The sequence below is a fragment of the Aquimarina amphilecti genome, assembly GCF_900109375.1.
GTDB classification, from domain to species: domain Bacteria; phylum Bacteroidota; class Bacteroidia; order Flavobacteriales; family Flavobacteriaceae; genus Aquimarina; species Aquimarina amphilecti.
Genome location: NZ_FOAB01000001.1, coordinates 58,445 through 82,164, shown reverse-complemented (window position 1 = coordinate 82,164; position 23,720 = coordinate 58,445). Strand labels below are relative to the sequence as shown.

Here is a 23,720-nt window from a genome sequence, read left to right as displayed (position 1 = left end):
ATAATCAATTCCTAAGAAAAGTTCTTTTGTCGGTTCTTATTATTCCTACATCTATTGCTACAATACTGTACTTCTTCCCATACTTTTTCCCATTTTTTCCTCCAGGTAAAAGGCCTTTCACAGACTTTACATACTTTAGTAGGTAGATGAGATTTTTTCATTTTCTATTTTGTTTAATAAATTTACAAAATACTTAAACAAAATTATAATGATATTAGAATTTTAACAAGATAAAAACGTTTATACACCGGATATTGGCAATTACATCTAATCAAAGAACTATATCAACACTCTAAGGTAACACGAGTATTTATGAATTGAAAAAATAGAGAATAAAACTCAACAAAAATATCACTAACCATAAAAAAGTTCGCAACCAATTAATCTTGATTAAATTATGTAATAGTTTATCATCTACGAGTTTTTTTGAAATACGATTATGCATTGGGACAAACTTGGAAAAAGTTAAAACCCAAACTCCTGTAACAAGTATTAGATATACGAAGTTATAAATAATAGGTCTTTCAAAAGCATTAATCAAAGCTATCACTAACTGCCCAATCATAAGTGGCGCTACAACGATTCCGATACGCAATGTATAGGCTTGATGCCATTTTAATAAATCATCAATCTGAAAATATCTGAAACTAGGATAAACTACTAATTGTACTAATAAGATCAACACCAAAAGTCCAAAATCTAAGATCAACTGTATTATTCCAAGATCCATTTATTAAAAATTTGGTATTTCTGAAGCTCTCGCGTAAGGAAACTCTTCAATTTTCTCCAAAGCATAATATGTATTTAATCCAGATATACCTACTGTATTCGTTAAACCTAAATCCAAATCTAATTGATCAGTAATAATTTCTTCAGGAAGAATTAAGTGTTTTATCTCTCCTATCATTAGAATTGTTCCATTAAGAGGAATTTCTATTGCCTCTAAAAACTGTAATCCAACTTTAAGATTACTTTCTCTTACAAAAGGAGCTTTAAAATCTGTGATAAATTCTTCTGTTAAACCACATTTTTCGAATTCCGAATCATTCCTATCCAGTTTAGCTGAAGTATAATGGGCATTTTTAACAAACGATTGGTGAATGTGGTTAATCGTATACTGTTTATTTTGCATTATATTTTCATACGTATGCCTTGGCACCTCTCCTATTGGTCTCATAATAAAACCCATAAGAGCAGGATCACTTCCTAAATGCACTACAGAACTAAATATTGCTACATTTGTTTTCCCGGTATCATCGATTGTGCCAATAAGATTTGCTGGTTTTATCCCAGAAACTGAATTTATAATTTTCAAGCGCTTTACGCGCTCCATATTTTCAATCTGTTCTTTTGTATAATGCATGTGTAATTTCTAATTATGGATACAACTAAGACTTTATTACTAGTTATTTAGGTAATTCTGCAACTCTGTAATTTTATCGGATGTTCTAAAAACACCGCCGTAATAAGAGGTAACTGTTGCAGAAGTATCATCCTTAATCCCCCTTGAGGATACACAAAGATGTTTCGCATCAATAATAACAGCTATATCTTCCGTTTGCAAAATTTGTTTTAACTCCATTGCAATTTGATTAGTTAACCGCTCTTGCACTTGTGGCCTCTTTGCGAAATATTGTACTATTCTATTTAATTTAGACAAACCAATCACTTTACCAGAAGAAACATAAGCAATATGAGCCTTACCAATTATTGGAACAAAATGATGTTCGCAATTAGAATAAAATGTGATATTTTTTTCTACTAGCATTTGTTCGTATTTATATTTATTATCGAATAATGCTACTTTTGGTTTATTTTTAGGATCTAATCCCGAAAAAATTTCTTCTATATACATTTTTGCAACGCGATCAGGAGTACCTTTCAACGAATCGTCTGTAAGGTCGAGCCCCATAACCTCCATAATCTCCTTAAATAAATGTGATATTTTTTTCTTTTTCTCATCATTAGATATATCAAAAGCATCTCTTCTCATAGGGGTTTCCATCCCTGTGCTTATATGATCATCTCCTATTTCTTCAATAGAAAATCCATTTAAATTATACCCATTAGAATTCATCAATGTTTCTATCCCTACTTTCATCTAGTTTATAATTGTATTTTGGCAATGCATAAAATTTTGATTTAAAAATTTTATATAACATTTTCCGTTTAAGTAATAATTTACATTCTCAAAGTTACAAAACTGTTTAACTATTTTCGTTATTAGTTAAACAATAATTAACATATGTTTTATTTTTTACCTAAGAATTACAATAATATCCTTACTGTTTTGGCATAACCTTTAATTTCCTTATCTAATATTTGTCCAATTAAGAGTTTGTTGTATTTTTGGATTCTGTTTTAATCTAAACGAAAGTATAGTTCAATTCAGAGCCCCATAAATATTTAGAACTTCCCTGATTGCTGTCGGTAATAAAATATTTTTATTTTTGCCGCTAATAAAAGCACGAATCTTTTAACCAAAAACCGTTTTAATGAAATCTTTTCGAATTTTTCTTTTTACTTTCTTTCTATTTGTTATCCAATTAGGGTATACACAAGTACGAAATGAATACCAAATTTCTTTTGAAAATGCTGTGCATCATGAAGCTCAGATTAATGCGGTATTTACCAATTTAGAAAGTGGCACAATCTCTCTAAGAATGAGCAGAACCTCTCCTGGTAGATATGCATTACATGAGTTTGCAAAAAACGTTTACGATGTTAAAATCACAGACAGCAAAGGAAAAGATGTTACTGTTACAAGACCAAATCCATACCAATGGGATGTTTCTGGTCATGACGGTACTTTAAATGTTTCATACATCCTATTTGCTGACAGAGGAGATGGTACATATTCTCAAATTGATGAAACTCATGCACATTTAAATATGCCAGCAACTTTCATGTATATTCCTACATTAAAAGATCGTCCCGTACAGGTTACATATCAGGTAAGAGAAGATCTAAATTGGAAAGTTGCAACTCAATTGATTCCACTAGGAGGTAATGCATTTTTAGCACCTAACCTTCAGTATTTTATGGATAGTCCGGCACAAATCAGCAATCATACAGTAAAAGAATTCAAAGTAGCTTCTGGAGGAACGGAATATACTATAAAGCTAGCTTTACTTCATCAAGGTACAGAAGAAGAAGCTGATCAATATTTTGAACAAATAAAGAGCATTGTAGAACAAGAAAAAGCAGTTTTCGGAGATTATCCAAATTTTGATTATGGAGAATATACATTCCTAGCTAGCTACATGCCTCAAGTTTCAGGAGATGGAATGGAGCATAGAAACTCTACTGTTTTAACTAGCACCTTAAGCCTTGCGGATGGAGGTATGGAGAAAAACATTGGTACAGTAGCGCATGAATTTTTTCATGCTTGGAATGTAGAACGTATTAGACCGATATCACTAGAACCTTTTGATTTTGAAAATGCAAATATGTCTGGTGAGTTATGGTTTGCGGAAGGGTTTACTAGCTACTACACAAATTTGATTTTATGTAGAGCTGGTATTATTACTAAGGATCAATACATTGCTGGATTAAGTAAAACATATAACTACGTATGGAACTCTCCTGCCCTACAATATTTTAATCCGATCGAAATGAGCTACCAAGCTCCTTTTGTAGATGCAGCAACATCCATAGACCCAACTAATAGAGGTAACACCTTTATATCTTACTACTCTTACGGAAGCATGCTAGGGCTTGCATTGGATTTATCTCTTAGAGATAAAGATGATCTGAATCTAGATGATTACCTTAAACTAGTATGGACAAAGTACGGAAAAACTGAAATCCCTTATACAATAGAAAACTTATTCTTTACTTTAAGAGAATATGCAGGAGAATCTTTTGCAGATGACTTTTTTGAAAAATACATTTTTGATAGTCAAACTCCTGATTTCAAAAAACTACTTGGATCTGTTGCAATATACCCTAAGACAAATAGCAAAAAAGCATATTTAGGAGCGGATATTACATTTGACAAAGACGACAATGCAATGGTTTCTAAATATGTGAAAAAAGGAACACCTGCCTACACTATTGGTTTAGCAAAAGGAGATGTAATCGTAGCGATCGATAATAAATCTTTTTCAGATATCGATCAATTCAACGATGTTATCAGCAAATATAAACCTGGTAAAAAAGCTACACTTATATACAGAAGGCTTGGTATTGAGAAAAAAGCTTTAGTAAAATTTGGTGTTGACCCTGAAGTCATTATCACACAGTTTTCTAAGCCAAGTAAAAAAGCTTTACTAAAAAGAGAGAATTGGTTAAAAGCAAAATAATTTGTTTTTGACTTATAGAAATAAAAAAGTCGACAATGTTTATTGTCGACTTTTTTATATTTAGCAACTAAAGAGCAGCCCTACAACGATCAAGATCGCTCCTAGCTCTATCCAACTGTTCTCTAGCTTTTTCTAAAGCTGCTTTATATTCATCAAACTCTTGAAATTCTTTTTTCTGTTTAGCAAGCTGAGCTTTCAACTCTTTGATCTGCCTATACGAACTTACTATATTTACATACATTTTATATCTATATGTAGTATCATTTGGATCTATAGCTTCGTTTAGATCCCCTATTTCTGATTCAAGATTTCTATTTATATAATAGAGATTATCTTCTTTACCTGGTCTTTCTAAAGAATCTATTAGTTTTTCTATTTTAAACATCCCTTTAGAAAAATCTTTCTGAAATTTTGCATCTTTTTCTACAATTGCGGTACGTTCTCGTAAGACTTCATTTTCTTTAAAAGGTATTCTATCAAAATCAAAAAAGAATGCAGTAACAATTAATGCGGCTGTAAATAAAAATAGTAAGGCAAATTTTAAAACACTATTTCTTCTTTCTTTACTGTTTTTTGGTTTCATTTTCCGTAAATTATATTTAATTACACATTAATCTAATAAGAAGCTTCGTCTATTCTTAACATCAGGTTTAGCGATCACCTCTTCTTTCACAAATATATTAGAATCTGATTTTTTTCCAATATAATCAAGCTCATTTAGTTTCTTAAACAAAGAGAGCATCAATTTCGTAAAACTAGACACATTATACAAGGCTTTATTAATATCTGTATGTTGATATTCTAAATCCATCATTTCTATCAAAACATTTTCGAAGGCTCCCTGATTTAAATCACACCAATCCGATAAATAATTTAACAGCTCTTCTTTACCAGTTCCTACATATATATCCATATTATTTTTGATTACCCTTGCTAAAGACATTAGTTTAGTAATCATAGTAACTGGCGGCAAATGCCTATCATATAGCCTAAATTCTGGCAACATCCCCCCTAAATACTGTAATGTATTCTGAGTCAAGGTTAAAACCATCGTAGCTAGTTCATTAGACTGTTTCTTCTGATAAATCTTTTGTATAATGTTCATAGAATACTTTTCTATCGCATTAAAAAAAGTATGTATTTCAGTATAGATATATCGTAAATCCTGATGACTCTGTATAGACACACAAGGAGGAATAAAATCCTCTGCTAGAGAAGCAACACCATCATTAAATTCAATTCTTCCTATAGTAATATGATGCTTACCAAACTCTTCTTCATTAGCTTCTGATAAATTGATTATGTTAAGGCTGTACTCTGGCAACACAAATGGATGTCTCGGAGGCTCTTCTTCTGGATCCGCATCACCAACAGGAACTCTTCCATAAGGATCAACACTAAGAACTATATAACATTCTTCCTCCCCACTGTTAATCTTATATTCAGTATTAATAATACTTCCTTTCTGCTCTAATGCCGAAGAAATTTCTGGTGTAATATTAATAATATAACCTCCCTTAGTGATCGCTTTACACTTATTAAGCTGAATTTTTATTGTATCCTGACCGTCCATGGAAAAAACCATATCCACGGCGTCATCACCTGCTAAATCAGGTAATAAACCATAATTTATAGCATTTACATCCTTAGAACCTATTAATTGAGAAAAATTGGTAAACGCATTATCAGCCTCAATAAAATGATTCTTATTAATCTTCATCCCATCAATCCAATTGACACGATGATGATTTTTATTTTTTAATTCCATCTTTTTAAAATATACTTGTTATAGAACATTCAATTAAAATATACTCGTTTTCCGGTAATCAATGACAATGTTCTTTATACAGTTATTATCTTCATGAGTTAAATCTAAATCTTTTATAACAATACTTTTACCTTTTATTTTTTCACAAAATTCAATAAAAGTAGTTCGTTTTTTCTTTACGATAATTGGAAGATCCAAATTCCCACATAAATAATCCTTAAAATCTTTAGCCGTTAACTTCTTTGTAGACACTAAAATCAATTTAGACTTAAATGACTTTTCATTAATAAAAGGAGCTTTGAATTCATCCTTAGGATCATCCGCTACTGGATCATCTCCAATAGGATCATCTGGTATAACAGATACATCTCTTATTACTATATCATCTTTACGAATTTTTTCTTTTTTCTTTGGCAATACCTCTATAGTCTGTTTAGTAGAATACTTAAGTTCTCCGTTAACAATTAACGTAATCGTTTTCTTTCCTTCTGTACTATATATATATTCAGGACTTTTCTCTCTGGATGTTCCTCCTAAAGCATTCTCAAAGTTCCATTCCCAAGTTTCAGCATTTAACGTATTATCCTCTACCCTTAGTTTCTCACCAACCCTAATTCTAGGAGTCAAAATTTTAAACTTAGCTTTCTTAAGTGGGTCTAAAACTTCTTTTTTCTCTAAAACCGTAATTGTTTGAATTTTAGGACATTTCCCGTTCACAATTAATGAAACGTTATATTCTCCCGGCTTCTTAAAAGTGTGATACAATTTTCTTCTGGTATCTATAGCCGTACTATCACCAAAATCCCATTTCCATTCTAAAGCACCCAGAGTTTTATCTTCAAATTCAATAGACTCATCAACCCTTATTTCTGTTTCTTTAAAAGAAAATTCAATAACCTCACAAGGAACATAATCTACATACTTAAAGGCAAAAACTGTTGCCGTCACTAATATTGTTATTACAAAAAACAATATCACACTTTTATCTAAATGATAATTTGTTGTTTTACTTGATGTTTTCATTATTAATTGTTTTCTAAATAATTAACTTATCACTGTTATTTTGTAGGGAAAAACGTTTAAAGATTGTTGTTCTAAAATAGATAAAATATTACTTTTTAACGAATCCCATTCTACAGATGAAGTATTCTCCTGTTTATTTTCTAAAAGCTTTACCTCAATACAAGGAATAAGACCTTTAGAAACATGTATATCCGTCTTAAAACCTTTGGACACCTTTACCTCTTTTACTTTATTACTGCACAATTCATAACAAAGCGCTTTTACATCTTCTCTAGTAACAATTCTGTTCCTAGAAAGCAAAGCTCTTCTATACGCATTAAGTCTCTCTTCCATCCCTAGATTGTTCTTACCTTGGAATGTAGAAGTTAGAAACATACTTCCTTTTTGTTTAAGATCACTACCCTGATAGATACTAAGACTATTACCTGATTTAATCTGATTAGCATCTTCTCCACTAGTAGTCCAATACTCTACTAAAAGAGTATCCTTCTTTTTATATGGTTTCACCGAAATATAATTAGTCTCTTCAGAAGACTTTTTCATATCAGAAACCTTTTTCTCCAATAGAGAAATGTTTTGATTTAACTCATTAATATTAGATTGTAAAAAATCATTTCCAAAAAATGAAAAAGAAGCACTTTCGTCTTTCAACAACTCTATTAAGTGAATCAAATATTCTCTTGCTTTTCTATAATCTAACTTACTTACATTATCTCTTCTAATAACATAAGTTCCTTTATCATCTATCGCCGAATCATTTTCTCGTAATCTATACTCCTTACCAGAAGTATTAGAAATAGATTTTACATCTAAAAATAATTCTTGGGTACTTATTGGCACTATATCAATGTAATCTTTTAATTGGTAAGATATACTCTCCCACTTTCTGTTCAATCCAGGAAAAGCATTTACCGTACAGAAAACACTTTCTAAAATCGAATTATCTACGATTCTTGGAAACACAATCTTTATCCAATTAAAATCAGCTAAATCATCATGATCTTTCTGATTTATAAATTTAGAAAATTCTTCCGGCATATCAGCCTTAGAACTTAATGAAATATCAGATTTTATAGAAATAAAATGTTTTTTATATAACTTCTTTATCTGCTCTTCTATGTTCCTTGTCTTATTTGGCTTATAATCAAATATTGATTCTAAATTAATCCGCCTCGAAATATCACTGTTATAATACCCAGGAAAAGATTTAAACTCTTTATTATTAAAACTAAAACTTGCATTTTTAAGATGGTGATAAAAAAGTTCATTTTCCTGCACATCTAATAACTCAAAATAAAAGGAAACATCTTTTAAAGAAATTTTACTGTGCTCTGTTTTAATACCCAAATACAGAGTTGATGGTGGTAATGACCCTCCTGATTTTAAAGACAAATCAATAGGTGTTTTTCTTTTACCTTCTAACTCAAAGATTTTATTTCCACAAATCATTCTACTTACAGAAGCATCTATTAATTGACTCTTCTGAATCGGCGAAAAATATATATTTTTCAGCTCTGTACTGGCATTCTTTGTTTTTATCTTCTTTTTATAATATAATAAATGTTCAGGTGTTATCGTCGTCTTTTTCTCAATAGGCTCTGCATATACAATACCATGAGCAGGACGAGACCCATATAAAGTTTCTGGAGTCATTAATTGAATTAAACGCTCGGTAATTCTCGTTTGCGAATTATCAATTTCTCCAGAAATTTTTTCTATCTCAGAAGCACATGCACCAATTAGAAGAGATACTACAGGATCAAAAGAGCTTTCTATCTCATTCGGGGAAACTCCCCAAAGTGAAGCCGCCTTTTTGATCATTCTATTTTTTATTTGAACTTTATTTTCTGTACCCATAAACCCTATTAAAATGAAAGTGGAGCGATATAGAACCTTTCTAAGCAAGCAAATTGTTCATTCGTCCTACTTACAACTCCATTTACTTTTATCTCTACTAGTTTCTTTATTCTATTTAAACTTCCTCTATTTTTAAATTCTTCTTGCTGAATCGTCACATCTACAGTAACCTTTTTAAGTCTTTTTTCCTGAGAAACAATACTCTCGACCAAAGATTCCGAAATTGTGTTACGTAACTTATTAGTACTAGTAAGGTTATCAAAGTCTACATTCCAAATAGAGCATCCAAAAGATTCATCAAAAGTACATTCTCCAAAATAAGATGTGGTAATTAAATGAATATATCCAATAATAGATTGATTGAGATCACAGCTCTCAACTTCTTTATTTTTAACAATTTTAAATGTATCTAAAGGCAACTTATAATAAGAAGAATTCATACAAGATAATTTGTGTGCTTTAATTTACTTACAAAGTAAATGCAATTTAATAAAGATTTTATTTATCTACACTTCATAATTCAATAAACTAACCAAAAAAACAACAATCATTGATTTTATGATTTTATTTTAGTGTTATCAATACACTAAGAGTAGAAAATAAGCATAAGTTTTTTATATTTGTGTAAATTTTATTTTTCAAATGAATACACTTTTAAAAACATTATTTTTATTTATCATTATTGTTGGGGCAATGAGTTGTGGTGGATCTAAAAAAGCAGAACAAGAAGCTTTAGCCCAAGCAAGGAGAGATTCTATCGCACTAGCAAAACAAAATGCTATCTCACCAATTCAGAAAAAATATGGAGCAATATTGGGTGTTTCCCCAAAAAAAATAGACAATGTTCCTTTGTTTGAATTTATTGATGATTGGATGAATGCACCCTATTTATTAGGGGGAAATACTAAACAAGGAATCGATTGTTCTTACTTCACACAATATATTTATCACGATATCTACGGTAATCTAATTGAGCGCACTGCACAAAAACAATTTGATGCAAAAGACACGAGAAAGTTTAAGAAGCAACATAACTTTAAACAAGGTGATCTTATATTTTTCAACCACCAAGGTTCAGAACACAAAAGCATAACACATGTAGGTTTTTACCTTGGCAATAATAAATTTGTTCACTCTACTTCTAGAAAAGGAAATTCTGGAGGAAATGGAGTCCAAATTAGTGACTTAACCAAACAGCCTTGGAAAAAAATGTTTGTTGCTGGAGGCAAAAAACCTAAATTTAGCAACACAAACACTGTAGAAAACTAGAGAAGGAGCTCACATTCTTTACACCAACTAAACGAATGAAGAACAAAGAGATACAAGATATCTATCAAGAATTAACTACTACCTATCAAAATCTAAAAGCAGAAATTTTTGTTACTGAAATTTTAGAAAACTCTAGTGTTAATCTTACCGACATCGATGTTTTTAATAACAGTACTTTTTCTAGATCCTATAGAAGAGATGTAATTAATTTTAAAATAGACTCTTATTCTGGGAATACAGATAAACTACAATTTAACGTTGCTAGAAATGGCCTTTATGATACTTTACCAGAAGGACTCTTTCATGAACCTGTAAAAGCAAAAAGTAATATTTCTTTTACAGAATTACATCAAACACAAAAAAAACAAGAAAAAGATGCTCGATCTTTTTTCTCTCCTCTAGAAAATGAATTTTTCACCCAAAGGGTTAATATTGAAAAAAATGAACGGAAACTTATAAATGAGTTTGCGAATTTAAAGACAGATTTTCTTTTAAAATTTTGGAATTTAGACCCCGAAATCCCTTCTGATTACAGCATAAAACTTTTACAATTATTACCATATGTACACAAAATATCTGGTGAGATTGAATTAACCGCTTTAAGTCTAGAAAAAATTATAGGAGAAAAAGTAAGTATTGAAAAAAAATACAAAACTTTAGACGATAATATAAGTGACACATCTAAAGAGCATCAACTAGGAGTAGATTTAGTTTTAGAGTTAAAAGAAACAGTAATCTCTTATCCTTGTTGGGAAATAACCATAGGACCTGTAGACCAAAAAAATATTGATAAATACATAGTAAGTGGTGCTACTAAAAAATTTATTACTATCTTTTGTGACTATTTTATCCCTATGGAAATAGATACAAAAATTAACGTAACATACTCGAGTAAAGAAGAAACATTTGTATTAAATGAGACTAACGGTCCCAGGATGGGTCTAACAACTATGATATGAATTTGATATTACAATCTGCAGCATTAAATGCTGATTTTTTTAAGGTGGGAATAATACTATTAGCCGTTAGTGCTATTTTAATGGGAGTTGTTGCCGGGTTGAAAAAACTTTTTGTTAAAAACAAAAAGAAATTTTTACTATACATGCTGGTAGTTCTTTTATTATTTGCAGCTACAGCTTTATTAAGCAATGAAAAAGTACTTAATGATGTACCCTTAAACAGCTTTATAGGTTTCCAGATTATTTTTCTATGCTTGGGATCTTTACATGTATTTGCTATGCGTAAATTTTTCCCAAATCTATTAGACGATAATCCCACCAAATTTTGGCCAGAATTTTTATACACAATAGTCACAACATTTGTTGGATTGATTACATTTCTGTTTGTGGTAGGAATCTACAAACCTGAATATAAATATATTTTCACTGCCTCATCTATTTGCTTTCTTATTCCTATAATGATTGTAAAATTATATGAATTTGCAGTATCTGTGCCAGTACCTATCTATAAGAAATGGTTCTACCCTATTGACAAAAAAATGAAAGACCCTAAAGACGATGAACTAATCAATCCATTAGTTATTTCTTTTGAGTTTAATAAAGGTGAAAATGTAGATGAACTGAGTAATTTCAGATTAAAAGCACCAGAAAAGATGGAGTTTGGCAAGCTATTCTACTTCTTTATAAATGATTATAATGACAGACATCCTGAAGGAGAAATAGAGTTTCTTGATGATAAAAACAACCCTTATGGATGGATTTTTTACACTAAACCTAACTGGATGGGAATGCAATCACATGTTGATTTTACGCGAACTATTGAAGGAAACAATATCAAGGAAAATGATGTTATTATATGCAAAAGAGCATAAAAAAAATCTGTTAAAATTTTGTTAAAAAAAGATCTCTAATTACTCGTTGAGATCTTTTTTTTATTAGATAAACTTCACGATAAAGTGTAAATTCCCTGAAAACAGTGTAGTCCTTTTCCTTCCTAATTAACTGATTACTTAACGCTTAACAATTTCATAATAAGCTAAGTCTGATATATTTTACTATCTTTACACTGTACAAGTTACGTTTATTATTTATTATTAATTATTATTATTAACTTAAAAATTATTTATTATGTCTTTTAAAGCAAAATTAAAAGTAGGTGGAAAAGAGTACAATGTATTGAACTGTAACTACGGTTTAGCTCAAGAAACTGATGCAACAGGTCGTCCATCATCTGTAACTAGAGGTGGTATGATCACTATTGAAGTAGAATCTACTTCAGACACAAGTTTATCTGATTGGATGTTTAACAATTTCGAAATGAGAAGTGGTTCTATCGTTTTCTTAAAAAGAGATACAGAAGCTACTTCTAAGGAATTGAATTTCGCTGATGCTTATGCAGTGAAGTATATGGAAAATTTTGATGCTACTGGAAAAAATCCAATGATCGAAAAAATCACTCTTTCTGCAAGAGAAATTTCTATCGGAAACGGTGAACACATGAATGAGTGGGTATAATCCTATTCGTTTTATATAAGATTTAAATTAAGGGAGTGGTTTTTTCACTCCCTTTCTTATCTTACATCATCATTTCCTCTATTTACATTACATTTTTCTTGTAAACAATAATGGAATTGATAAAGTAGTTATTCACATTAAAATTATTACTTATGTCATTTTTAGCAAAACTAGATCTTGATGGGGAAGAGATTAATATTTTGGATTGCTCTTTCACCTTTAGACAAGATACAGATTATACAGGGAGACCTTGTGCAAAACCACAAGGAGGACAAGTTAGTTTATTAATAGAATCTACAGCCAAAACTGATTTCTTAGACTGGACCATCTCTCCTACTATTACCAAAAGTTGTAAAATCACTTTTTTTAGAAGAGATAATATGTCAAGTCTCAAAAACGTAGAGGTTAAAGATGCTTATTGTATTGAATATACAGAGCATTTTAATGCAGAAAGCACAAAACCTTTACAAATACACTTAGTCCTATCCGCTAAAGAAATTTCGATTAAAGGAACTACATTTACCAATAATTGGCCTTCTAAAGCATAATTCTATAAGACAAGCTATTTCAAATTGCGAATATTTCTTACGCAACGAATTAGAATGTCTAATAGAATTTTTATTCTAAGATAATCGGTTTTCTGGGTATATAGTAACAGTACCAATAGACTAATAGTGCTATATAATTATATAGAAACATTATAAGTTTTAATCGTTCTCAGCAAACAAAAAAGAGATTAAACTATCTAAACAAATAGATATCCTAATTTTAAAAACAAGACTTTCGTTTAAGTTATATAGGGTTCTAGACATTTGTTAATAACGAGACATTTCTTAATCTTAGACTTTGACAAGTACTTATGGGTCGTTGTTAAGTAGAACAATAAACAGTATCCGATAATAAAAAGATACTATTTGTTAATCTAAAATGGTAACTTTATAAAAATCAAGTGAAATTATATCAATACATATTGGTTAACAAATCACAAAAAAATAAAACACATGGCATTGCAATCTAACACTCAAATATTTATTGGAGGAACACCAATAAATGCTTACAAACGATTAATGCTACATCAAGAAATTGATGCACATCACGTATTAGAATTAGTTTGCAGAATGGATGTTCTGGAAAACATTACTGGAGATATTGCATCTCAAACCAAAGATTATTTAGGGCAAATTATAACTATTCAAATCTCATCTCTTGGGACATTAACAGGTTATAAAGAATTTGAGTTTAAAGGAGTAGTAACCTCTGTTAATAGCACTATGGGGTTTCACCAACAAAACGGAGACTTAGTAACTATAAAAGCTCATAGCTGTAGTATTATAGCTGATGATGGACCTCATTATAATTCATTTAATGATGTAGATTTAACTACAATTTTAGATGAAACGTTTCAAGGATATGATCAGTCAAAACTAAAAACTATTTTTAATCCTTCAGGATCAGAAAACATCCACTATAGTGTTCAAAATAAAGAAAGTGCATTCCAATATTCCAGTCGATTAGCTGCTCAATACAGTCAATGGTTTTATTATGATGGAAGTGCTTTGGTATTCGGAAGACCGGAAGATCAAGAAGAAGTTACACTTACATATGGCCACGATCTACAAGAGTTTTCTTTGGATTTGAAACCTACATCCAATAATTACAAATATTTCACTAATGACTACCTTACGGATGGACAACACGAAAAAGCAACGACCGAAGTTAGTTCTGGTGTAAACGGGTATAATGGATTCACAAGCAATAAAGGTGATGAGATATTTCCTAACGAAACCAATATATATTTAAACTCTTATAATGATCCTTCTCTAAAACAAAGATTAGATGCTCATGTAGAACAGCAGAAAAAAGCAGAAGAAATAAAACAAGTGATTTTTAAAGGTTCTAGTGATAATCCTGGAGTAAAAATTGGACAAGTAGTCACTATCAAAGGAGAAGGTGCCGATTATGGTAGTTTCAGAATTACAAAGGTAACACATACAAATACCGAAAATGGAAGGTATCAAAACAAATTCGAAGGTGTAACTGCCGATTTAGATGTATATCCAAATACCAATCTAATGGCATTTCCTAAGAGTGAATCTCAGGTAGCTATTGTAAAAGAAAATAGTGATCCTGACGGAATAGGAAGAATACGTGTACAATTTCCTTGGCAAAAGGAAACTGGAGAATTAACTCCTTGGCTACGTATTGTGACTCCTCACGCGGGAGGAGAAAAAGGTTTTCATTTCATCCCAGAACTTGATGAAGAAGTATTGATTGGTTTCGAAGGAGGGAATGCAGAAAGACCATACGTATTAGGCACGCTTTATACCGGAGGAGCTAATCCCGCAAGTTGGAATACCCAAAGCAATGATGTAAAAGCGTTGCGCACGAGAAGTGGACATACAGTAGAATTAAATGATGCAGACGGATCAGAATTCATAATGATAACGGATAAAAACAAAAATATCATTCATATAGATACTGCTAATAATGACATTACGATCTCTGCAGGAGAAAACATGACATTAAATGCTAAAAATATGCAGATAAATGTAGATGAGAATTTAGATATTTCTGTTGGAAAAAATAAAAACGAAACAATTTCAGAAGATTATTTTATTAGTGCTACTAATGAAGATCGTCAGATAGGAGAAACGATCAAAGTAATCAGTAGTGAATATAAGCAAGAAGCTCAGGAAATAACTACCGATGCCAGTGGTGAAATAAAAACCAACGCAGGTGGTAAAATTACAATTGCTAGTGCAGAAACAGTGGAATATGGAGAATAAAAGCAGTATTGGTAATACCGCTTCTTTATTGATGGTAATATTCACCGTAATGAGTATTGGAATTGTTTCTTGTCAAAAGAATAATTCCCAAGAAATTAAGACTACAAAAAAAATGGAAAAATACGAATGGAGACCTACTGCCTGTGCACCGAAATATAATCCTATGCAGATTCATAAAGGGAGATTGTTTTATGAAAATGGAGAAAGTATTTACATTCCTTCAGGACATACATTACATCAAGGGTGGGGTAAAATAGGACCAACACATGTGGTGGGTGAAGACTTAAAGCCTGTACCTGTAAAATTAGAAATAACGTGGATTTCCTACTTAGAAAGAAAATTCTATACAGGTAGTTTCGATTTACCTTCAGAAAAAATAAATAAACTATTTAAAGAAGGGTATATTAATCGACTAGGTAAGAAAGACACCTACGGAAGGATTAATATCGGATTAATTCCGGGAGGAGAAGTTGTCGTATGGATAATGGGAAATGGATGGTCCAAAGAAATCGGCATATTTAAAGCTTCAGAAACGGAAGTGAGTATTAAGGAATTTTCACCTTATGCAGAACTCTCTATGGAAGAATTTATTGATTCTGTACTAGAAGAAGATTTTAAAGACGAAGTAAAAGCTAAAATGAATCCAGATAGTATTCCATTTGGCAAATGGAATGCGTATAGAAAAAAGTTCGAATGGAAGCCCTCTGTTGCATTTAAAAAAGAAGGAAAGCTTGAAGAAATAAGAATAACATTTTTTAATGGTGAAAGTCTATATACTATTGGTTCAAACAAAATATTAGATCAGTTTCAGAATTATGCTATTCCGGATCATATCAGAATGGAATGGACAGATCAAAATAATAATCAATATGGGACTAGAATTTATTTTGAAGAAAATGAAATACACACTGTTTTCGAAAAAATGTATGAAAAGTCAAAAGATGTGCCTACAGAATTGATGTTAACTATTGATAAATACAATAGCAATATTACTATTGCTTTACAGAATGCATCAGAAAGCATCGATATTAAAAAGGCAATAATAAAAGTATACGAAACTTCTAATTAATAAATATTATGGGAGGTATTGGATTGACAGCTACATCATCAGGAGCTCAAGAGGCTAGCAAAAATGTCCTAAGCGGAGTTAATGTGCAAACCGCTCCAGTTCATGTAGGGAATGCAGAGTACGAAGAGTTAACACCAGATGATTCTGTAAATGTCACTGCCGCTGTTTTTTTTGATGGAACAGCCAACAATAGAGAAAATACGAATATTCGTTTGGAGTATGAGAAGATGAAACGGGATGAGCCACATGATGAGGAGCTTGTAAAAAAGTATCGCGATTTTTGGTGGGGCACTCCTTGGAGTCCTAATAAAACAGGTAGCTATGATAATGATCATTCTAATGTATCCCGAATGGAACCAGCTTATGAACCTGTAGAAGAAGAGACAATAAAAAAATTTTCGATTTACATAGAAGGTATTGGTACAGAAAATGAAAGTTCTGATTCTAAAACCGGAATGGGATTAGGTACAGGATCTACTGGAGTCCGAGCTAAAGTAAAAAAAGGGTGCGAAGAAGTATCTAATGCTATTGCAGATTTAAGTATTACAAATATTAACATACTCAATATAGAAACATACGGCTTTAGTAGAGGTGCCGCAGCTGCAAGGAATTTCATATACGAAATAACTCAAAGAAAAGGGCAATTTAAAAAACGTGTGGGACGTGGTGGAAAAATCTATTATAAGGTCGATTATGGAGCACTTGGTGAATTCCTAGAAGAGAAAGGAATCAAAGTAAAAATGATAGTAATTCATTTTGCAGGATTATTCGATACGGTGGCTTCCTTAGGACTGTCCCACGATAATAATACTACTCAATTAAAGTTAAACGCTGTAAAAAAATCTCAGCATACATTGCAACTTGCTGCCGCCGATGAACATCGAAGTAATTTTAGACTTACGGATATCAGAAGTACAGGTAATAGAGGTGTCGAGAAATTTCTTCCTGGAGTTCATTCTGATATTGGAGGCGGTTATGTGGATAATGCGGATGAAGAAGTTCGTCTTGATTATACAATTACAAATCTTAATGATCTAGAAAGAGAAAGGCAATTGCTCATTGATCAAGGATGGTTTAAACCTAAAGAAATAACGGTAAGTGATTTTTGGGGAACGCTAACTGGAGATAGAAAAGGTCTAAGTAATAAATACAGCTTTATTCCTTTACAAATTATGACAAAATTCTCAATTGATAAAAATGTGAATTTAATAATGAGTAAAATCACTCGAGAATTTAAAATACCCTCTGAATTAAATTCAGCTAAAACAATTCTAGATGAATATGTATTTAACGATGGTGTAGAAATGTCTTATGACAATCCAGAGCATAGAATTCTATTAGAAACACTTAGAAACCGTTATTTCCATTTTTCTGCTCATTACAGTGGCATAGGTATGGGACCGAATAGAGTAAATGGTAATAGAGAACGAGTAACACAAGCTGGATAACAAAATAATAATGCCACGAACCCTGCCTCATACAAATCAGATTATCAAACTCAACGGAGAACGGATTACACGAACCTATACTTCTGAAGTAGTTAACCATATAGAGCTAGGTAAAAACAAATCCTCTGCTGCTGTGGCAATTGAATTTGATCTAACTTTTTATGGGATTGATCAAGAAGGACTCCTAAATTACAGAATGGAAGTTAAAAAGCGATTCCTCTTAAATGAAAAATTTAGTATTGTTCGTAAAGTAGATAAAGCACAAAAAATTGCACTAAAAGTTGCTTCCGTTAATGATATTTTAGAACTAAAAGTTGACAAAAGTTTTAAATTAAATAAAGTCAACAACACCAAAGAAATAAGACAAAAATGGAAAGAGGTAAAGATTGATCTTTTAGAAGAATACCCAGATTTACTTAAAATGACAAGTGATTTTGACTGGCAATTGCAAGAAGATAATATTCAAAGGGTATTTTTAGAAGATAATTTTTATCAATTCTTTTTTACAAATATTTTCTATCAAGAATTTGAAGATAAAAAGTTAACACAACAAGCTAAAATTGCTGCCAACGCTCTTGGAAATATAAACATCCCAATTTTAGAGAAAAAAAAGATTTCTAAGCAAGATATAGGATTCACTAAAGTAACCATTACATCAGAAGCCGAAATGGATATTAATCATAAAAAATTTCCATTAGCTAAGCTAAATGGTTTTTTAGGTAAATTACCAACATCTCCTGGTGAAAAACACACGTTGGACTTTGAGTATAAGGGTACTTATAAAGTAAAACCTCAATTTGGATTGGTAACCAAAGGAACATTAAATTACTCCTTCGAAGTAAAGGATTTATATAAAAAAACAACTACCATAACCTTTAATTTAGAAAAAGATGAGTAGTAAAATATATGTATTAGATGGCGCATTACTAGAATGCAATCAGGGATTTGTACCTGCTAAGCTTTTAGTAACGCAAAATCAGAAAGTGAAAATCCAAGGCAAGTTTAAAGCTACGGATATGGATGTGCAGGTACCTGCTACTTTTGGACAATGTAAACTAAAACCAACTAGTGGTGGATATTTACCTTGTATGCCAGCATTGCAAAAATGGACTAAAACTACTAAAACCTCAACATTAGGAGGAAGTAAAAAGTTCTTATACGAAGATTCTGAATGTATGTGTGGTACTGGCGGTAAAGTTACCATTATGCAACCTATGCAAATAAATACTGGTGGTAATGCTAGTGAAAAATTCAAGGAAATTGCAATGACTATTCCTGGTGCGATGATGGGCAACGACAAAGCTCCTAAAGTAGTAGAAAGTTATTGGATGGATGCTGCTGGTAAAGAAAAGATTGATAAAATCAATTATGGAGAAAAAGCAACCATGTTTGTACAAACGGAAAACATGGAAGTTGGCGAAAAAGTAGAAGTACGAGTAAAAGCAAAAAATGGTAAGGAGATAAAAGAAGGAAAAAATGAATTAATCTACTCAGGAAATGTAAAAGCCGATGGCACAGTAGCATTAGATCTAGTATGTATTGATGAACCTGAAAAAGAAGAAACAGCTACTTCCAACTCTAATAGTTCGTCAACGACTGCTGCAAATAATGAAACATCAAATGAAAACACTTCCGAAAAAGTAATTTTAGAAACTGGAGTTGTTAATAAGGGAAATCGTATTAACGAAAATGGAAAGATCATTATTGTTAATTCTAAGGGTAAGCGCGCATATGATTGGATCTATGCGGATGCTCCTAGTGAAAGTTTAATGAAAAAAAATGGAATGTCTGGATATGATGTTACAAACATTAATCTTACTAAGTCCTACCATACTGCTATGCTTAAAACAGAAATGAAAGCGGTTTTATGGAGCTTCTCGGATATCGAAGATGGGTTTGGTAAAAACGGAAGGGATTTGGCCAATCACTTTTTTGATGGACATGGGAGTAACTTTATTTTTGACAACGAATCAAACCCAGTTAGGGAAATCAAAGACTCTAGTCAGTTTAAAGATGAGTTTATACCTAAACTTGAACAAGAATTGGTAGATCAATATAAAAAAAACAACTACGTAACCAAGAATCCGCAAAAAGTATATAATTTTAGAACTAGCCTACCCTACTACAGCGCTTTACAAGGAATGAATCCTAATGTGAACGAAATTGCAACTTTTGTTGGAGGTATTCAAGGTTGCTTAGCTAATTACGAAATTTATGATCAAAATGGTGAAATTGGTGCCACGATTACCAACCTTTCATTTTTTGACACATTCGGAGCTGGATGGGAAGATGGAGGAGCTGATGGAATGGCTAAACAATGGATCCCTGGATTAGTATCTATGTTTTGTCTTCAACATTTTAAAAACGTAGAGGATAAAAATAAGTTTCAACCATTTGCAATTATGCTAAACATAGAATTATGATAAGATATAGTTATATATCCATATTGATTTGTACACTCCTGTTTTCTTGTAAATCACAAAAACAAGAAATGGAAATTCGTTATACATCCCTTAATGATTATGACGCTAATTATGTCTTTAATTTAAAAAACAACACTACTGGACTAAAAAAAATACATCAATTTACACTAGCAGAAATAGAGTCTCAGAAGCATTTTGTAGACTCTCTAAAAAACTCTAGTTATATGGACAGCTTACCTAAAACATACCAGGATCATCAATATGGCACTTCATTATCATTAACAGCAACAGATATATCACTTTATACACCACCTCAATCATTGGATCGAGTCCGTGAAAAGGAAATGGTAATGGAATACAAACTTGATGAAGAAAATTTTACTATAAAAAATATTGATGTCGGTGGTACGTATCAATCATCTTCTTATACTATAAAAGAAACTAAAGAAAGTAATAGATGTATTCTCGAAATAAATAATGAAGAACTTACACTAGAAGGGTTATATCAAATTTTTGAAACAACAAAAAAGCTAAAACATCAATTTGAACACAATATCTTTACATATCAAATAAATAACAAACAGGAAATTAACATCTTAGATATAACCTATAGTAATAAGGGAACATCGCTTTTGTTAAATTATAAATAAAGGATGCTATGAGTAATAAGGAATTAGAAATAGTTATTGATACCATAACAGCGGCTGACAGACGATTCACTTATAATGAAACGTTGACCTTAGAAAATGTCTTAGAACCTGAAGTTTCTAGTGCTTATTTTGCAGAGAAAACGGTAAAAAAAGAATCCTTAAAAGATGGCACCTATCAATATACGTTTGATAAAGAAACGAGTACCGATAGCAAAACAAAACGATCCAATGTAGTCAAAGCTATCCATAAAAGTATAAATGATGAATTATCATCGCAACATAAGGAAGTAAAGTTAATTGACATTACAAAAGTTATTAATGAAAAGGAAACAGGTAAAAAATGGCCTTTACAAAGTCACGCAAAAGATAGTACTTTAACCTTTGACCAATATAAAAACGAAACTAAGATATATTACAAAAAGATTCCTTCTGCGCAAATGGGGTATCAAGTATATCTTGTTACTGAGACCAAAAATCTTAAAGATAAAAAGGTAAAGATCAAGATTCACGAAAAGGAAGAAAAAGATAAAGATGACAAAAACAAAAGTGTTTTTAAAATCTTAAAAACCAAAGATGATACTTTACCAGTAAAGGTTTTTGCAAAAAAAGAAGACACTACTACCGATACAGAAGTTAGTGATTGGATAGAAATAGACGTTAAAGAAGAAAATGGAAACATAGATGGGGATGATTTATTTTTGTATAAAGAAGAAAACGAAAATAAAATAGAAGTAGGTATCAAAAAAATACAGTTGCGCCCTAAAGAAGACAAAATCAAAACTGAAGGAGAAGATGCTCATAAAAGTTTTGAGGGTTGGCAAGAAGCCTTATATATCCGAGAGAACGAAACCGATGATGGTAAAAAAGCTATTGAAGATGCTAAAGCTCGTAAAACAGCCAGAGATGCCGAAGGTGAAAATGCAACTATTATGGCATTTGACAAAGAAGCTATAAAGAGAATTTATCCTTCAGGAAAAATTAATGCTCCTAAAACAGCAGTTATTGGACAAGAAATAGAATATATTCTCGATATAAAAAATACGGATACAGCAAAAGAAGAAGATAAAAATAATATTCGTTGGTCTTTTTATGTACAGGGCGAATCAAAAACTGACAAAAAAAGTACATACATCACATCAAAAAGTAAATCAGGATTATATACATATGCCAAAACAGAAGTTGTAGATGGGAAAAATAAACTAACTATTGTTTTTGATGAAGCATTAAAAGGGAAAAAAGTACAGATAGAGCCTTTTAGAGGTGAACCTGAACTAAGTATTACTCCGCAATTTGTTAGAACTACAACTGTACAAGAAGCTTCTACTCCTAAAATAGCACAACACGAAACAACTTCTCTTTGGTTAACGACGCAGTGTGATAGTATGGAAAAACCTGGAGAAATGATTAATAAAGATTTTAAAGATTATTTTAAATTAAATAGTTTGCACTGGGTTAATCCTTTAGACATAATGGAATTAAGAGGTTGGTATGGAGAAAAGCAATGGACTCCAACAAAAAGTACCTTTCACGGAAGAACAGGAGGAAAACACGACGGTTTAGATTTATATTCCCCAACTGGAAAAAATGTATATGCCTGTTTTGAAGGGGCTATAACTTTCCGAGAAGATCCTAGTGGTTATGGGAATAGAATATTTTTAGAAGGAGAATATAGAGGAAAAACATACTATTTAATGTATGCACACCTCACTACATATAAGACAGGCCCCGTAAAAATTGGAGATATTATTGGAACCACTGGGCAAACTGGAAATGCGAAAGGACAGGCATCTAAAATGGCTCATTTACATTTCGAAGTCAGAACCGTCAAGAACAGTAAACCTTCATTTGACCCTCTTCAGGAAATTAAAGAATTAGGGAATTGCGTAGTAAAAAATCCAGATAAAAACTCACAAAAATGAAAATATTAATAGTGCTATTCTCTATTTTTTGTTTCTCTTGTAAATCTCAAAGTATCTCCAAAGAAATTGATTTACAAAAACAAATTCCGCAAGATCTAATTATTGATAAAGTTGAAAAGCTAAATTTTGATAATGATAAAGAACTTGAGACAATTATAACTGCCTCAGATGACACATATTCTCAATTATATGAGTTTTGGTTTAAGAAAGGTGAATTATTAAGAAAAATAGAATACCCATGGGTATCAATAAATTACAAATGGATTATAGATATAGATCATGATGATTTACACGAAATTATCAGAGCTCAAGGATATGAAGATGGAATAAATTATGGGATTTATGACACTGTTGATAACAATCATAAATCATTATTATTTTTCACTCCGATAATAACAGATGAAAATTTTCCAAATGATTTATTTTGGGGGTATCCTTGGGATATTGATTCTATAATAATTAATGAAGACAAGGAACTTTTAGTTTCATTAGATCATTCTATAGAAAGAGAAGATGACTATGATTTAACTGTTAGCCAAAAAACACTCCCAGTAATTTTTTTTAAAGGCAAAAGCACCCAACCAAATTTTAAATTTGAAAAACATAAAGCCAATAGTGTTTTTTTAGACCTAAAAAAGTTAATTAGTAAAACTAATTAGTTTTGAAAAATGGTATTATTATATGTTAGAAACTATTGAGGAGGTAAATGACGAAGGATACGTAATAAATA

General features: G+C 31.3%; 23 protein-coding genes. 14 read left to right on the top strand and 9 right to left on the bottom strand.

From position 1 onward, the window contains the following. Nucleotides 1–11 precede the first annotated feature (11 nt). From BMY33_RS00370 to folE, 4 genes are all read right to left on the bottom strand, one after another. Nucleotides 12–161 (bottom strand): DUF2256 domain-containing protein, encoded by a 150-nt coding sequence (locus tag BMY33_RS00370; RefSeq protein ID WP_091403942.1) that lies wholly within the window; start codon nucleotides 159–161, stop codon nucleotides 12–14. A 149-nt stretch (nucleotides 162–310) separates the two neighbouring features. Next, complete coding sequence (locus BMY33_RS00365) at nucleotides 311–730, bottom strand: hypothetical protein (protein ID WP_091403938.1); 420 nt, start codon at nucleotides 728–730, stop codon at nucleotides 311–313. A 3-nt stretch (nucleotides 731–733) separates the two neighbouring features. Beyond that, nucleotides 734–1,363, bottom strand: a complete 630-nt coding sequence (locus BMY33_RS00360) for a flavin reductase family protein (protein ID WP_091403935.1) — start codon at nucleotides 1,361–1,363, stop codon at nucleotides 734–736. Nucleotides 1,364–1,402: 39 nt separating this feature from the next. Next, nucleotides 1,403–2,101 carry a GTP cyclohydrolase I FolE gene (gene folE, locus BMY33_RS00355; RefSeq protein ID WP_091403932.1) on the bottom strand — a complete coding sequence of 233 codons (699 nt, stop codon included), beginning with the start codon at nucleotides 2,099–2,101 and terminating at the stop codon, nucleotides 1,403–1,405. Nucleotides 2,102–2,495: 394 nt separating this feature from the next. On the opposite strand from folE, the gene BMY33_RS00350 reads away from it, so the two are divergent. Then, nucleotides 2,496–4,304 carry a M61 family metallopeptidase gene (locus BMY33_RS00350; RefSeq protein WP_091403928.1) on the top strand — a complete coding sequence of 603 codons (1,809 nt, stop codon included), beginning with the start codon at nucleotides 2,496–2,498 and terminating at the stop codon, nucleotides 4,302–4,304. Nucleotides 4,305–4,371: 67 nt separating this feature from the next. Here the strand turns inward: BMY33_RS00350 and tssO are convergent, their stop codons facing one another. From tssO to BMY33_RS00325, 5 genes are read right to left on the bottom strand one after another with little or no spacing between them, the layout of a single operon-like run. Next, nucleotides 4,372–4,887 (bottom strand): type VI secretion system TssO, encoded by a 516-nt coding sequence (gene tssO, locus BMY33_RS00345; RefSeq protein WP_091403924.1) that lies wholly within the window; start codon nucleotides 4,885–4,887, stop codon nucleotides 4,372–4,374. A 27-nt stretch (nucleotides 4,888–4,914) separates the two neighbouring features. Continuing rightward, the gene (locus tag BMY33_RS00340) at nucleotides 4,915–6,072 is read right to left on the bottom strand and encodes a hypothetical protein (RefSeq protein ID WP_091403922.1); all 1,158 of its coding nucleotides are present in this window, start codon (nucleotides 6,070–6,072) and stop codon (nucleotides 4,915–4,917) included. 33 nt (nucleotides 6,073–6,105) lie between these two features. Beyond that, complete coding sequence (locus tag BMY33_RS00335) at nucleotides 6,106–7,095, bottom strand: PKD domain-containing protein (RefSeq protein WP_091403918.1); 990 nt, start codon at nucleotides 7,093–7,095, stop codon at nucleotides 6,106–6,108. A gap of 21 nt (nucleotides 7,096–7,116) precedes the next feature. Next, nucleotides 7,117–8,916, bottom strand: a complete 1,800-nt coding sequence (locus tag BMY33_RS00330) for a type VI secretion system baseplate subunit TssF (protein WP_244542953.1) — start codon at nucleotides 8,914–8,916, stop codon at nucleotides 7,117–7,119. A gap of 44 nt (nucleotides 8,917–8,960) precedes the next feature. After that, nucleotides 8,961–9,392 carry a GPW/gp25 family protein gene (locus BMY33_RS00325; RefSeq protein WP_091403913.1) on the bottom strand — a complete coding sequence of 144 codons (432 nt, stop codon included), beginning with the start codon at nucleotides 9,390–9,392 and terminating at the stop codon, nucleotides 8,961–8,963. A 202-nt stretch (nucleotides 9,393–9,594) separates the two neighbouring features. Between BMY33_RS00325 and BMY33_RS00320 the strand changes: the two genes are divergently transcribed. From BMY33_RS00320 to BMY33_RS00260, 13 genes are all read left to right on the top strand, one after another. Further along, entirely contained in the window at nucleotides 9,595–10,221 is a 627-nt protein-coding gene (locus tag BMY33_RS00320; protein ID WP_091403910.1) for a C40 family peptidase, read from the top strand. A gap of 35 nt (nucleotides 10,222–10,256) precedes the next feature. Further along, the gene (locus BMY33_RS00315) at nucleotides 10,257–11,180 is read left to right on the top strand and encodes a hypothetical protein (RefSeq protein WP_091403907.1); all 924 of its coding nucleotides are present in this window, start codon (nucleotides 10,257–10,259) and stop codon (nucleotides 11,178–11,180) included. Continuing rightward, nucleotides 11,177–12,052, top strand: coding sequence for a TssN family type VI secretion system protein (locus tag BMY33_RS00310; RefSeq protein WP_091403904.1), 876 nt, complete (start codon nucleotides 11,177–11,179; stop codon nucleotides 12,050–12,052). The genes BMY33_RS00315 and BMY33_RS00310 overlap by 4 nt, the downstream gene beginning before the upstream one ends. A 256-nt stretch (nucleotides 12,053–12,308) precedes the next feature. Then, entirely contained in the window at nucleotides 12,309–12,695 is a 387-nt protein-coding gene (gene tssD, locus BMY33_RS00305; protein WP_091403901.1) for a type VI secretion system tube protein TssD, read from the top strand. A 152-nt stretch (nucleotides 12,696–12,847) separates the two neighbouring features. Further along, nucleotides 12,848–13,243 (top strand): type VI secretion system tube protein TssD, encoded by a 396-nt coding sequence (gene tssD, locus BMY33_RS00300; protein ID WP_091403899.1) that lies wholly within the window; start codon nucleotides 12,848–12,850, stop codon nucleotides 13,241–13,243. Between the two features lie 453 nt (nucleotides 13,244–13,696). Beyond that, entirely contained in the window at nucleotides 13,697–15,481 is a 1,785-nt protein-coding gene (locus BMY33_RS00295; RefSeq protein ID WP_091403897.1) for a type VI secretion system Vgr family protein, read from the top strand. Continuing rightward, nucleotides 15,471–16,550: a DUF2931 family protein gene (locus tag BMY33_RS00290; RefSeq protein ID WP_091403894.1), complete on the top strand. Its 1,080-nt coding sequence runs from the start codon at nucleotides 15,471–15,473 to the stop codon at nucleotides 16,548–16,550. Before BMY33_RS00295 ends, BMY33_RS00290 begins: the two co-directional genes overlap by 11 nt. A gap of 8 nt (nucleotides 16,551–16,558) precedes the next feature. Then, entirely contained in the window at nucleotides 16,559–17,998 is a 1,440-nt protein-coding gene (locus BMY33_RS00285) for a T6SS phospholipase effector Tle1-like catalytic domain-containing protein (protein WP_091403891.1), read from the top strand. Nucleotides 17,999–18,008: 10 nt separating this feature from the next. Then, complete coding sequence (locus BMY33_RS00280; RefSeq protein ID WP_091403889.1) at nucleotides 18,009–18,896, top strand: hypothetical protein; 888 nt, start codon at nucleotides 18,009–18,011, stop codon at nucleotides 18,894–18,896. Further along, nucleotides 18,889–20,421: a PAAR-like protein gene (locus BMY33_RS00275; protein ID WP_091403887.1), complete on the top strand. Its 1,533-nt coding sequence runs from the start codon at nucleotides 18,889–18,891 to the stop codon at nucleotides 20,419–20,421. The genes BMY33_RS00280 and BMY33_RS00275 overlap by 8 nt, the downstream gene beginning before the upstream one ends. Beyond that, a complete protein-coding gene (locus tag BMY33_RS00270) occupies nucleotides 20,418–21,071 on the top strand; it encodes a hypothetical protein (protein WP_139195563.1) in 654 nt (217 codons plus the stop codon). The genes BMY33_RS00275 and BMY33_RS00270 overlap by 4 nt, the downstream gene beginning before the upstream one ends. An 8-nt stretch (nucleotides 21,072–21,079) precedes the next feature. Continuing rightward, entirely contained in the window at nucleotides 21,080–22,990 is a 1,911-nt protein-coding gene (locus tag BMY33_RS00265; RefSeq protein ID WP_091403882.1) for a M23 family metallopeptidase, read from the top strand. Further along, complete coding sequence (locus BMY33_RS00260) at nucleotides 22,987–23,649, top strand: hypothetical protein (protein WP_091403879.1); 663 nt, start codon at nucleotides 22,987–22,989, stop codon at nucleotides 23,647–23,649. The genes BMY33_RS00265 and BMY33_RS00260 overlap by 4 nt, the downstream gene beginning before the upstream one ends. Nucleotides 23,650–23,720: the final 71 nt, after the last annotated feature.